The 12,890-nt window shown below is 67.6% G+C and carries 12 protein-coding genes; 6 read left to right on the top strand and 6 right to left on the bottom strand.

Annotation, left to right across the window (positions count from 1 at the left end):
• Positions 1-6: 6 nt before the first annotated feature.
• The 3 genes from BLS34_RS15165 to BLS34_RS15155 all read right to left on the bottom strand — a co-directional run bounded on the left by BLS34_RS15165 (position 7) and on the right by BLS34_RS15155 (position 3,706).
• Positions 7-1,167, bottom strand: a complete 1,161-nt coding sequence (locus BLS34_RS15165) for a branched-chain amino acid ABC transporter permease (RefSeq protein WP_038014026.1) — start codon at positions 1,165-1,167, stop codon at positions 7-9.
• A gap of 4 nt (positions 1,168-1,171) precedes the next feature.
• A complete protein-coding gene (locus BLS34_RS15160) occupies positions 1,172-2,188 on the bottom strand; it encodes a branched-chain amino acid ABC transporter permease (protein ID WP_093151519.1) in 1,017 nt (338 codons plus the stop codon).
• 171 nt (positions 2,189-2,359) lie between these two features.
• A complete protein-coding gene (locus BLS34_RS15155; RefSeq protein ID WP_028794360.1) occupies positions 2,360-3,706 on the bottom strand; it encodes a substrate-binding protein in 1,347 nt (448 codons plus the stop codon).
• 265 nt (positions 3,707-3,971) lie between these two features.
• Between BLS34_RS15155 and BLS34_RS15150 the strand changes: the two genes are divergently transcribed.
• From BLS34_RS15150 to BLS34_RS15130, 5 genes are all read left to right on the top strand, one after another.
• Positions 3,972-5,558, top strand: coding sequence for a helix-turn-helix domain-containing protein (locus BLS34_RS15150; RefSeq protein ID WP_093151516.1), 1,587 nt, complete (start codon positions 3,972-3,974; stop codon positions 5,556-5,558).
• A 148-nt stretch (positions 5,559-5,706) separates the two neighbouring features.
• Positions 5,707-6,075, top strand: coding sequence for a response regulator transcription factor (locus tag BLS34_RS15145; RefSeq protein ID WP_028794362.1), 369 nt, complete (start codon positions 5,707-5,709; stop codon positions 6,073-6,075).
• A gap of 19 nt (positions 6,076-6,094) precedes the next feature.
• On the top strand, positions 6,095-6,358 hold the full coding sequence (locus tag BLS34_RS15140) for a hypothetical protein (protein ID WP_038014030.1): 264 nt from the start codon (positions 6,095-6,097) through the stop codon (positions 6,356-6,358).
• Positions 6,358-9,081 (top strand): ATP-binding protein, encoded by a 2,724-nt coding sequence (locus BLS34_RS15135; protein WP_028794363.1) that lies wholly within the window; start codon positions 6,358-6,360, stop codon positions 9,079-9,081. The genes BLS34_RS15140 and BLS34_RS15135 overlap by 1 nt, the downstream gene beginning before the upstream one ends.
• Positions 9,082-9,138: 57 nt before the next feature.
• Positions 9,139-9,747 (top strand): hemerythrin domain-containing protein, encoded by a 609-nt coding sequence (locus BLS34_RS15130; protein ID WP_093151514.1) that lies wholly within the window; start codon positions 9,139-9,141, stop codon positions 9,745-9,747.
• Between the two features lie 303 nt (positions 9,748-10,050).
• Here BLS34_RS15130 and BLS34_RS15125 read toward each other — a convergent pair whose 3' ends face one another.
• Entirely contained in the window at positions 10,051-10,248 is a 198-nt protein-coding gene (locus tag BLS34_RS15125) for a hypothetical protein (protein WP_028794364.1), read from the bottom strand.
• Between the two features lie 235 nt (positions 10,249-10,483).
• On the opposite strand from BLS34_RS15125, the gene BLS34_RS15120 reads away from it, so the two are divergent.
• Positions 10,484-10,888 carry a hypothetical protein gene (locus tag BLS34_RS15120; RefSeq protein WP_093151512.1) on the top strand — a complete coding sequence of 135 codons (405 nt, stop codon included), beginning with the start codon at positions 10,484-10,486 and terminating at the stop codon, positions 10,886-10,888.
• 78 nt (positions 10,889-10,966) lie between these two features.
• Here the strand turns inward: BLS34_RS15120 and BLS34_RS15115 are convergent, their stop codons facing one another.
• Together BLS34_RS15115 and BLS34_RS15110 are read right to left on the bottom strand one after the other, a co-directional pair.
• Positions 10,967-12,283 (bottom strand): TRAP transporter large permease, encoded by a 1,317-nt coding sequence (locus BLS34_RS15115; protein WP_093151509.1) that lies wholly within the window; start codon positions 12,281-12,283, stop codon positions 10,967-10,969.
• Positions 12,283-12,804: a TRAP transporter small permease gene (locus BLS34_RS15110; protein ID WP_028794367.1), complete on the bottom strand. Its 522-nt coding sequence runs from the start codon at positions 12,802-12,804 to the stop codon at positions 12,283-12,285. The genes BLS34_RS15115 and BLS34_RS15110 overlap by 1 nt, the downstream gene beginning before the upstream one ends.
• Between the last annotated feature and the right edge of the window lie 86 nt (positions 12,805-12,890).

The raw sequence follows: 12,890 nt of genomic DNA, 5'->3' as shown, positions 1-12,890 counted from the left end.
TCTCCCTCAGGCCGATTCACTGGCGGTGTCGGTGCGCGAGGCCCCGTCCGACCGTCTGAACAACTTTTGAACGCGACGGATGCCTTCCATGATGCCGCCGGGCAGGAAGATGACGATCAGCATGAAGACCACGCCGAGGGTCAGGTGCCAGCCCTCGCCGACGAACAGTCCGGCGACGGCCACGGCCGCTTCCTGCAGCGTCTCCGGCAGCCAGTTGAACATCTCCATCAGGACCTGGTCGTTGAAGGCGGAGAAGATGTTCTCGAAGTACTTGATGACCGCCGCACCCAGCACCGGGCCGAGCAGGGTGCCGGCACCGCCCAGGATGGTCATCAGCACGACCTCGCCCGACGCGGTCCACTGCATGCGCTCGGCCCCGGCCAGCGGGTCGGTCGAGGCCAGCAGCGCGCCCGCCAGTCCGGCATACATGCCGGAGATGATGAAGGCGGCCAGCGTATAGGGCCGGGTGTTGAACCCGGTGTAATTCATCCGGGTCTGGTTCGACTTGATGGCCTTCAGCATGGTGCCGAAGGGCGAGCGGGCGATCTTCATGGCGACGAAGAAGCCGATGATCAGCACCACCGCGCAGAAGTAGAAGCCGGGATAGCCGGTCATCTCCAGCCCGAACAGCGAGGTCGTGGGCGTGGAGACCGTGTCGCGCACGCCGGCGAGCTGCTCCAGGATCCGCGGGTCGCTCGGCAGCACCGTCAGCCCGGTCTCGCCGTTGGTGATCGGAGTGAGCACCGAATAGGCGAGGTTGTAGGACATCTGGGCGAAGGCCAGGGTCAGGATCGAGAAGTAGATGCCCGAGCGCCGCAGGCTGATATAGCCGATGGCCAGCGCGAAGACCGCGGCGGTGATCATGGCGAAGAACACCGCCGGCAGCACGTTCATGCCCAGCAGCTTGAACGACCACACCGCCGTGTAGGAACCGACGCCGAGGAAGGCGGCGTGGCCGAAGGACAGGTAGCCGGTCAGTCCGAACAGGATGTTGAAGCCGATCGCGAACAGGCCGTAGATCGCCCATTTCTGCAGCAGGTCGGGATAGCCGGCGCCGATCAGGCTGGCCCAGAGCGGAGCGGTCAGCACGGCGGCGGCGAACAGGACCAGGAAGATCAGGTCGCTGCGGCGGCTGGTGCCGAAGGCGGAGGTGGGAGCGGCGGCCATCGGTCTAACCCTCCATCACGCCCTTGCGACCCAGGAGGCCACGAGGACGGACTTGCAACACGATCACGGCGATCAGGTAGATGATGATCTGGTCGATGCCGGGAATGATGGACTTCACCTCGTTCATCGAGGCAAAGGACTGCAGGATGCCGAGCAGGAAGCCGGCCAGCACCGCACCGGGCAGCGAGCCCATGCCGCCGACCACGACCACCACGAAGGACAGCACCAGGAACTCCATGCCGATATGGTAGTCGGGCGGCAGGATCGGCGTGTACATCACGCCGGCCAGCCCGGCGACCACCGCGGCGATGCCGAAGACGATGGTGAACCGGCGCTCCACATGGATGCCCAGCAGGCCGACCGTCTCGCGGTCCTGCATGCCGGCGCGCACGACCATGCCGAAGGTGGTGAACTGCAGGAAGGCGAACACCCCGCCGATCACCGCCAGCGAGAAGAACAGGTAGATCAGGCGCCAGTACGGATAGACGATCGTACCCGGCACACCGAACAAGATGCCGAGATCGGCACTGCCCGCCACCACTTCGGGGGCGGGGGTCGGGATCGGATTGGCGCCGTAGATCGCCTTCACCAGCTCCTGCAGCACGATCGCCAGGCCGAAGGTGACCAGGATCTGCTCGGCATGGGAGCGATTGTAGAAGAAGCGGATCAGGCCGCGCTCCATGATCAGGCCGATGATCAGCATGATCGGTATGGCGGCGAGCAGCGAGATCGGCACCGCGTAATCGATGATCACGAGGCCGGTATCGCCGAACCAGGTCTCCAGGTAGGGGATTTCCTTATAGGCGTCGAAGAAGGTGATGCTCTCGTCCTTCACCTTCTTCGACAGCGTCAGCAGCTTCTGGATCGTCACGGCACAGAAGGCGCCCAGCATGAACAGGGCGCCGTGGGCGAAGTTCACCACCCCCAGCGTGCCGAAGATCAGGGTCAGCCCGAGGGCGATCAGCGCGTAGGCGCCGCCCTTGTCGAGCCCGTTCAACATCTGAAGAACGAAAGCGTCCATGACGCGGTCCCCCCTCCGGGATTTCGAATTGCCTAAAAAGTATGCCGTGCGCGGAGCTGTTCGACCATGGGTCGAGAGGGGTCCGAACCGGCAAGTCGGGGGCTCCCTGGCGGGAGCCCCCGTTGTGTCAGCGCATCTCGGTGCAGTCTTGAACCCAGATGCCGGTCCCGATCAGGCGCCGTTGTTGCAGCTGCCGAGGCTGCCGGCGAACTGCGGAATGTTCGCATCGTAGGTGACCTGCTCCCGCGGGACTTCCTGGACGACTTCCAGAAGGTCGAACTGCGAGGACGGGTTGTCCTTACCCTTCACGACCAGCACCTTCTTGAAGCACTGGTGGTCTTCCGCGCGGTACAGGGTCGGACCGTTGCCCATGCCGTCGAACTCGAAGCCCTCCAGGGCCTTGCCGAGCTCGCAGGGAGCGAAGGTGCCGGCCCGCTCGGCCGCATCGGCGTAGAGCAGCGCCTGAACGTAGCAGGTATGCGCGGCCTGGGACGGCGGGAAGCCGTACTCGGCGCCGAACGACTTCACGAAGGCCTGGGAGCCCGCGTCGCTCAGCGACCAGTGCCAGTTGGTCGACCCGAAGATCCCCTTCACGTTCTCGCCGGCACCCTGCGCCATCAGGCGGCTGTAGAGCGGGACGACGATGGCGAAGTCCTTGCCGTTGACCTGCTTGTCGCGCAGGCCGAACTGCACGGCCTGGGTCAGCGAGTTGACCATGTCCTTGCCGTAGTGGTTCAGGATCAGCACGTCGGCGCCGGAGTTCAGAACCGGCGTGATGTACTGCGAGAAGTCACCGGCGCCGAGCGGCGTGCGGACCTTCTCCACGGTCTGCCAGCCGAGGGCCTCGGTGGCGTCGGCGATCGACTCCTCCTGGGTCCAGCCCCAGGTGTAGTCGGCCGTCAGGTGGTAGGCCTTGCGGTCCTTGCCGTAATTGGCCTCGAGCACCGGGGCCAGCGCGGCGCCGGACTGATAGGCGTTGAAGAAGTGGCGGAAGCCGTTGGCACGGCGGTCCTTGCCGGTGGTGTCGTTGGAGTGCGTCAGACCGGCCATGAAGATGATGCCGGCTTCCTGGCACAGCGACTGCACCGCGATGGCCACGCCGGAGGACGAGCCGCCGGTCACCATCACCACGCCGTCCTTCTCGATCATCCGCTTGGCGGACGCGCGGGCGGCGTCGGACTTGGTCTGGGTGTCGCCCGTCACATACTCGACCTTCTTGCCGAGGATGCCGTTGCCCTTCAGGGCCTTGGACGAGAAGGTGTTCAGCATGCCGCCGTCACCTTCGCCGTTGATGTGCTTGACGGCGAGCTGGTAGGCGCGGAGTTCGTCCGCACCCTCGTCGGCATAGGCGCCGGTCTGCGGCACGTTGAAGCCGAGGGTGACGGTGCCGCCCGTCGGCTCGTTCAGATACGCATAGGCGCTTTTGGTGAAGAAGTGCGGAGCGGCGAGGCCGGCTGTCAGTGCCACGCCCCCCTTCATCAGCGAGCGGCGTGAGACGCCCTTATCGAAGACGGTCATTGGTTCCTCCCGTTCGGTCTTCGTCCCTGCCGCGTCGCGTTCGATCACAGTTCGATCTTGAGGGTGGCTTCCGATGGCGCGATGGCCGTCGCAAGCCTGGACTGCGGCAATACGACTGTAGAGGGTATCTGAAAATTTGCAAACTAAGTTGTTGTTTTGAATTGACTATTTTGTCAATTTGAGACACAACGCACCTGCAAAATAGTAAATCTATGACAAAAGCGGGCCTAACCGCGCGCAGGCTGGGGAAAAAGGAGGGGCGGAAATGGCTTTGGAACTCGCCGGGTTCCGCATTCGCGAGCGGCGCAAGCAGATGGAGCTCACCCAGTCGGGCCTGGCCAAGGCTGTCGGCATCTCGCCGTCCTATCTGAACCTGATCGAGGCCGGGAAGCGGAACATCGCCGGCGGCCTGCTGAACCGGCTCGCCGCCGCGCTGGATCTGGACGCCGAGACCCTGGCCGGCACCACCGAGCGCCGGGTGATCGACGACCTGCGCGAGATGGCGGCCGATCCGCGCCTGAAGGCGGCCCGCCTGCCGGAGCAGGGGGCGCAGGATCTGGTGGCCCGGCATCTGGACTGGGCGCAGTCGATGCTGGCCCTGTACCGCGCCTACGTGGATCAGGCTGAGACGGTGTCGGCCCTGTCGGACCGCCTGAGTCGCGACCCGTTCCTGGGCGACCTGATCCACCAGGTGCTGACCCACATCACCGCCCTGCGATCGGTCTCCGAGATCCTGGAGAACGTGGACGACATGCCGGCGCAGCAGCGCCAGCGCTTCCAGGGCATGATGACCGAGGAGAGCGCCAAGCTCAGCGACGTGGCCCAGGCGCTGACCGACGTGTTCCAGGTGCCGGAGGCCCACACCCGCTCGGTCACGCCGGCGGAGGAGGTGGACGACTTTCTCATCGAGCGGCGCAACCACTTCCCCGAACTGGAGGCCGCCGCGGCGGGTCTGCGCCGGGAGGTCGAGCGCCAGGGCGAGACCATGATGAGCGCGCTGATCGACTATCTCGACCGGCGGCACGGCATCAGCGTGGTCAACCGGGGGCGCACCGCCGCCGAGGCGCCGACCGGCGAGCGGTTCCGCAACCACTGCCGGTTCGATCCCGAAACCAGGACCCTGATGTTCCTCGACAACGCGTCGATCTCCACCCGCCGGTTCCAGCTCGCCCGGGTGGCGGCGGAGCTGACCCTGGGCGACGCCATCGCCCGGGAGATCGACGATCCCCGCCTGTCGAGCGAGGCGGCCCGCAACCAGGCGTTCCGCGCGCTCGCCTCCTACGCCGCCAGCGCGGTGCTGCTGCCCTATGAGAGCTTCCTGGAGGACGCCGTCTCCTGCCGCTACGACATCGAGGTGCTGCGCCAGCGCTACGCCGCGAGCTTCGAGCAGGTGGCGCACCGGCTGATCACCCTGCGCCGGCGCGGCGAGGAGGGGATCCCCTTCGCCTTCCTGCGCTCCAATCCGGCCGGTCACGCGACCAAGCGATTCCCGCTGCCCGGCCTGCCGCTGCCGCGCTACGGCCATGCCTGCCCGCTCTGGGCGATCTACCAGTCGTTCCAGACCCCGGACCGGGTGGTGCGCCAGCTGGCGGAGTTTCCCGACCGGGGGCGGTTCCTGTTCATCGCCCGCACCGTGACCAAGCAGCCGGCCACTTTCCACGAGCCGCCGGTGCTGCACTCGGTCATGCTGGCCTGCGAGGCGGTGCATGCCGACGCCACGGTCTATGCCGACGGGCTCGACCTGTCGGCGCGGGAGATGGCGGCGCGGGTGGGGGCGAGCTGCCGGCTGTGTCCGCGGATCGAATGCCTGCAACGCGAGGAGGAATCGATCGTGCGCAGCCCGGCTCTGTGACGGTCGGCCCTTTATGTTTCGATCCGATGAGTGCAGGTAAGACGTTCGTCGGACCGCATCCTCAGAACCGTTCCGTGCGGGAAGGAACGGCGCTACACTACCGAAAACGTCGCCGGACGAACCGGTGAACCCGGGGGAGGAACACACCGTGCCGGCACATGTGCTGATCGCCGAGGACGAACCGAATATCGTCGAATCCCTGAGTTTTATTTTGAGTCGGGAGGGGTGCGAGGTGACCGCGGTCTTCGACGGCCGGGCGGTGATCGACAAGATCGGGACCATGCGCCCCGACCTGGTGATTCTCGACGTCATGCTGCCGAAGATGAACGGGTTCGAGGTCCTGAAATGGATCAAGAGCAATCCCGACCTGAAGGGCGTGCCGGTGATGATCCTGACCGCCAAGGGCCAGGACAAGGACCGCAAGACCGCCGAGGAGCTCGGCGCCGACGCCTTCGTGACCAAGCCGTTCTCCAACCGGGAGGTGGTGGAGCGGGTCATGACCCTGGCTTCGGCCTGAGGCCCGCCCGGGCGTGCGCATGCCAACCCGTCCCACCAGAACCAAGGTCCGTGACGCGGTGGCGCTGATGGCGCTGCTCGGCACCTGGCTGGTCATGCCGCCGATGCTGGACGTGGTGAACCAGCCGACCTCGGTGTTCGGCATCCCGACCATCGTGGTCTACGTCTTCGCGGTCTGGGCCGGGCTGATCATCTTCACCCGCATGGTGGCGCGTCGCGCCGGCCGGGCCTTCGCCCGCGAGGAGATGCCGCCGGAGCCCGAGTCGGAGGGGGAGGGCGGCTGATGCTCTCCGCCAACGTCGTTCTGGTCACGGCACTGGCCTATGTGGCCCTGCTGTTCATCGTCGCCTTCGTCAGCGACCGCCGGGCCCGCGCCGGGCGGGTGGGCCTCGCCCATTCGCCGCTGATCTACACCCTGTCGATCTCGGTCTACTGCACCTCCTGGACCTTCTACGGCGCCGTCGGCTCGGCGGCCCGCGACGGGCTGGAGTTCGTGACCATCTATCTGGGCCCCACCCTGGTGTTCGTCGGCTGGTGGTTCGTGCTGCGCAAGCTGGTGCGGATCGGCCGGGTGCACCGGATCTCCTCGGTCGCCGATCTGGTGTCCTCGCGCTACGGCAAGAGCACGACCCTGGCGGTGCTGGTCACGATCATCGCCGTGATCGCCAGCACGCCCTACATCGCGTTGCAGCTCAAGGCGGTGACCATCAGCTTCTCGGTGGTCGGCAGTGCCGGCAACGAGGCGGTGATCGACGTCTCCACCGCCTTCTGGGTCGCCGCCGGCATGGCCGCCTTCACCATCCTGTTCGGCACCCGCAACATCGACGCCAACGAGCGCCACCACGGGGTGGTGGCCGCCATCGCCCTGGAGGCGCTGGTCAAGCTGGTGGCCCTGCTGGCGGTCGGCATCTTCGTGGTCTTCGGCGTCGCCGGCGGGCTGGGCGAGGTCTTCGCCATGCCGGGGGCGAGCATCGTGATCGACCCGGACACGGTCTACGGCCCGCGCTGGATGGCGATGACCTTCCTCGCCGGCACCGCCATCCTGTGCCTGCCGCGCCAGTTCCAGGTGACGGTGGTGGAGAACGCCGATGAGGGGCAGCTGCGCACCGCCTCTTGGCTGTTCCCGCTCTACCTGTTCCTGATGTGCTGCTCGATCCTGCCGATCGCCATCGCCGGGCTGACCCTGCTGCCGCCGGGCGCCAATCCGGACATGTTCGTGCTCACCCTGCCCATGGCGCAGGGCCAGGACGCGCTGGCGCTGCTCGCCTTCATCGGCGGCTTCTCCTCGGCCACCTCCATGGTGATCGTCGCCTGCATCGCCCTGTCGATCATGGTCTCCAACCACATCGTCATCCCCGTCGTGCTGCGTCTGCCGGTGCTGAGCCAGGCGGTGAGCGGCGACATGAAGCGGCTGCTGCTGGTCAGCCGACGGATCAGCATCGGCCTGCTGCTGCTGCTCGGCTTCGGCTATTTCGTCGCCAGCGCGCAGTCCGACGCGCTCGCCGCCATGGGTCTGATCGCCTTCGCCGGGGCGGCGCAGATCCTGCCGGCCATGGTCGGCGGCCTGTACTGGCGCTCGGCCTCGAAGGCCGGGGCGGCGGCCGGCATGTTCGCCGGCTTCCTGGTCTGGATGTACACGCTGGTCCTGCCGAATTTCGAGGGCGTTTGGTTCGTCACCCACGGGCTCATGGTGGACGGGCCGTGGGGCCTCGGCTGGCTGCGGCCGCATGCCCTGTTCGGCATCCAGGGCGACGACCCGCTGGTGCATTCGGTGTTCTGGAGCATGACCGTCAACATCGTCCTGTTCGTGGCGGTCTCGCTGATCCGCGAGCAGAACCCGCTGGAACGGCTGCAGGGCACCCTGTTCGTCGACGTGTTCCGCAATCCGGCGGAGAGCGAGGGCCGTTTCATCACCCGCTCCGCCACGGTCGACGACCTCTACGTCATGACCCAGCGGATCCTCGGCGCCGAGGAGGCGCAGCGGGTCTTCGCCGAATTCGCCCAGCGCCAGGGGGCGACCGGCGACATGCCGCGCCCGGATGCCGCCTTCATCTCCCATCTGGAACGGCTGCTCGCCGGCGGCATCGGCGCCGCCTCGGCCCGGGTGATGATCAGCCAGGTGGTCACCGGCGAGACCATCAGCCTGGACGAGCTGATCCGGCTGGTCGACGAGACCCAGCAGGTGATCGAGTATTCCCAGCGCCTTGAGGCCAAGTCCCAGGAGCTGCAGCAGACCGCCAAGGCGCTGCAGGACGCCAACGAGCGGCTGCGCCTGCTCGACGCCCAGAAGGACGACTTCCTGAGCCAGGTGAGCCACGAGGTGCGCACGCCCATGGCCTCGATCCGGTCGTTCTCGGAGATCCTGCTGGACAACCCGGATCTGGAATCCGAGCGGTCGCGCAAATACCTGAAGATCATCCAGGACGAGACCCTGCGCCTGTCCCGCCTGCTGGACGAGATTCTCGACGTCTCGCATCTGGACAGCGGCCAGTTCGCCCTGCGGCTGGCCGATGTCGACGGCGCCCGCATCCTGGAGCACGCGGTGGAGACCAGCCGCGGCATGGCGGCCAGCGCCGGGGTGGCCATCGACTACGGCCCCTGCGTCGAGCAGGCGCCGATCCGCGCCGACGGCGACCGGCTGGCCCAGGTGTTCATGAACATCCTGTCCAACGCCATCAAGTACAACACCAGCGAGCAGCCCCGGGTCACCGTCAGCAGCCGGATCGATGGCGGCTCCTATTTCGCCTATGTGGACGACAACGGGCCGGGCATCCCGGCGGAGGACCGCGAGCGGATCTTCGCCAAGTTCGCCCGCGGCCGGGAACTGACCCCCGGTCACCGCACCGGCGCCGGGCTCGGCCTGTCGATCAGCCGCAGCATCGCCCGCATGCTCGGCGGCGATCTGGAGCTGCTGCCGGAGCCGGGGCGCGGATCGGGGCGGGGCGGGGCGCGGTTCCGCCTGCGCCTGCCGCTGCGCTCGGAAACCGCAGCGGCGGCGGGTGAATAACGCGCCGCGAGTGCTATGTAGGGGACAGTTGCCACCGACCCCGGACCCCGCACCCGCATGACCTCCGCCGACCAAGCCGCCGACCAAGCCGCCGACCAGTTCGACGACTCCGACCTCCGTCTCGGCAGCCGCACCGCCCTGCCGGAGACCCTGCGCGTGCTGGTCCACGCCCTGCCGCAGGAGGCCTGGGCGGCGCATCCGAATTTCGGCGGCATGACCCGGTTCTGGCTGGAGCGTCACGCCGCCTTCCGCGAGCTGCTCGACCGCATCGCCGCCGATGCCGGCGCGACCGCTGCGGGCGAGACCGCCCCCGACGCCTACGCGCCCCGGCTCTACGGGCTCGCCAGCACCCTGCTGGGCGAGCTGCACGGCCACCATTCGATCGAAGATGCGCATTACTTTCCGCAGCTCCGCCGGCTGGAGCCGTCGGTGGCCCGCGGCTTCGACCTACTGGAGGCCGATCACAAGGATCTGGACGCCCGGCTGCACGGGTTCGCCGGCGAGGTGAACACCCTGCTGCAGGTGGCCCAGGCCGGGACCCTGGCGGCGGGTCGGGTGGAGCCGTTCGCGGACACGGTGGCCGGGTTCCGGCACCTGCTCGACCGCCACCTGGTGGACGAGGAGGAGATCGTCATTCCGGCCCTGCTGAGAGTCTCCGGCGGGTAGGGGCCGGTCCTTACCTCCGCGCCCGGCGCCCGAAGCCGGCGGTGGCTCCCCACATCTTCCCATTCCCCCCACATCGTCCCATTTCCGCGCATCTTCCCAAACCCAACGTCTTCCCGGCCTTGCGCCGGGACCCAGGATGGGGTCGCTGGAACGCGTGAGGCCGATCTCCCACGCTCCAGCGCGCGGATGTCTCGATCCCGGCGCAAGGCCGGGAAGACGGGAAGGGAAGATGGAGAGAGGAAGGGAAGATGGAGAGTGAACGGAAGAAGGTGAGAGAGAAAAAGGGTGAGGGAGCGACCTGGCCTATTGCCCGGCGACCGGGTCCCCGAACACGCCGGCGAACTTCATCGCCATCAGCAGCACCACGCCCCACAGGCCCAGATTCACCGCGATCAGGATGCCGATCTGCATCAGCGCCGCTCCCACATGCCCGTGACCGGCCCAGCGCATGGGTTCGGCCTTGGCGGGCGTCGGCTGGTCGGGGGGCGGGGTCGGATCCATCGCGGCACCGGAAGTGATCCAGAACTGCGACCACGGTAGCAGAGCGCCGGGCGGCCGTCGCGCGGGATCGCGCGGAATTTTTGCCGCCCTCCGCGGTCAGGATGGTGGCGGGGGATCGGGCCTTCATGCCGGGTGGCAGTCCAGGCGGCAGCCTGGAGCGATCTCTTGAACCGGGTGCGCGGGTGCCCAGATCCGAGTCCGGGTCAGATCTCACAGTTCAGTCAGGAGAGTTCCGATGCGATCCACACTTGTTCCCCTCGCCCTGGCGGGCCTGCTGCTCGCCGGCAGCGGTTCCGCGACGATGGCCCAAAGCACGGGCCAAAGCGCGGGCGAGGACACCCGGGCGGAAGCCTATGTCGACAGCATGACCGCCACGATGAAGGACTGGGCCGACAAGGTGGGCGACTGGACCGCCCGTCAGGTCGATGCCGCCAGCGACGCCACCGCCAAGGCCGGCGAGCGGACGGAAGAGGCGCTGGACCAGGCCTGGGTGGCGGTGAAGCGCGACTGGGCGCAGCTCAAGGAGGCGAGCGCCGAGGGCTACGAGGTGGCGCAGGACCGGTTCGAGGAATCTCTCGACGCCCTGGAGAGAGCCTGGGACGAACGCGACGAAACCACCACTGAGCCGAAGACTCAGTAGGGGAGTTGACGCCGCGACCGCGCTCACTCCCCGGACTAAATCCGGGGAGTGACATAGAACGGAGCGGGGATACGGGCCCTACACTCCCACCAGGAACAGCGTGATCCCCGGGAACAGCACCAGCAGCACCACCCGCAGCATGTCGCTGATCAGGAACGGCAGGGTGCCGCGGTAGGTCTGGACCATCGGCACGTCGCGGGCCATGGAGTTGATGACGAACAGGTTCATCCCCACCGGCGGCGTGATCAGCCCGACCTCGACCACGATCAGCACCAGGATGCCGAACCACAGGGCGAAGGCCTCCGGGTCCATGGCGAAGTCGAGCGCGCTGACCACCGGGAAGAAGATCGGCACCGTCAGCAGGATCATCGACAGCGAATCCATGAAGCAGCCGAGCACCAGATACAGCAGCAGGATCGCCGCCAGCACCGTGTAGGGGCCGACGCCCTGGCCGGTCACCCACTGCGCCGCCTCCTGCGGCAGCTGGGCGAAGGCCAGGAAGGTGTTGAACACCGCCGCGCCGAGCACGATGAAGAAGATCATCGCCGTCGAGGTCGCGGTCTGCAGCAGCGAGGTCTTCAGCTTCTCCAGGGTCAGCCCGCGATTGGCCAGCGCGATCAGCCCGGTGCCGGCGGCGCCGAAGGCGGCCCCCTCCGTCGGGGTGAACAGGCCGAGATAGATGCCGCCGACCACCAGCACGAAGACCGCCAGCACCGGCCAGATCCGCCACAGGGCGCGGAACCGCTCGGCCATCGGCGCCGGGTCGCGGTGGCCGGCGCTGTCCGGCTTCAGGCGGACATAGACCGCGATCGCCAGCATGTAGCCTAGCGCGGCCAGGATGCCCGGCACCACCGCGGCGACGAACAGTTTGGCGATGTTCTGCTCGGTCAGCAGGGCGTAGATCACCAGCACGACCGAGGGCGGGATGAGAATGCCCAGCGTGCCGCCGGCGGCCAGCGCGCCGGTCGACAGCGAGCCGGAATAGCCGAAGCGCTTCAACTCCGGCAGGGCGACCTGGGCCATGGTGGCGGCGGTGGCGAGCGAGGAGCCGCAGATCGCCCCGAACCCGCCGCAGGCGCCGACGGCGGCCATCGCCACCCCGCCCTTGCGGTGGCCGAGCCAGGACTCCGCCGCGTCGAACAGCGCCTTGGACAGGCCGCCATGGGTGGCGAACTGGCCCATCAGCAGGAACAGCGGGATGATGCCCAGGGAGTAGTTGGAGAAGGTGTCGTAGGCCATCGCCTTCATCTGCGACATCACCGGCAGCCAGGTGCCGTTGACCAGCACCGAGCCGCCGATGCCGAGCAGCAGCATGGCCAGCCCGATCGGCATGCGCAGGCCGATCAGCAGCAGCAGGAGCGGAAACGACCACAGGGCGATCTCGAGCTTGTCCATCACGCCCGCCCCGCCGCACGGCCCGGATCCCGGGCCTCAACCAGGCTGCGCACCACCGTCCAGGCGCAGACCAGCACGAAGACGGCGCCGACCGGCACGCAGACCGCGTAGCCCCACCACACCGGAAACTGCAGGATGTAGGTGGTCTCGTTGTACTGCAGCTTGTCCTGCATCCCGGCCCACAGGCGCCACAGGATGAAGGCCGCCACCACGGTCATCGCCAGGTCGAACAGTACCGCCAGGACGGCGTTGACGCGCGGCCCCAGCCAGTCGGCGAAGACGTCGACCGAGACGTGGCCGCGTTCCATCTGGCACCAGGGGAGGAAGCAGAACACCGCCAGCGCGGTGCCCGCCTCGACCAGCTCGAAATCGCCGGGGATCGGGCCCAGCCCGGCCCAGATCAGCGCCCGGCCGCTGACGCTGAGCACCACCAGCGCGGTGATCGCCAGCAGCAGGATGCCGCCGAGCATCGCCAGCAGCCGCGACAGGCCGGTCAGAACTCCGGAAATCGTCGAATACACGCACGTCCCCTCGGCAGGCATCGGGTACCCAAGGAAAGAGGCAGGCGACCGGACCGCCTGCCTCGTCCGGGTCGGCCGGTGTGGCC

This window comes from Thalassobaculum litoreum DSM 18839 (assembly GCF_900102465.1).
GTDB lineage: Bacteria > Pseudomonadota > Alphaproteobacteria > Thalassobaculales > Thalassobaculaceae > Thalassobaculum > Thalassobaculum litoreum.
This window is presented reverse-complemented; position numbering and strand designations above follow the sequence as displayed.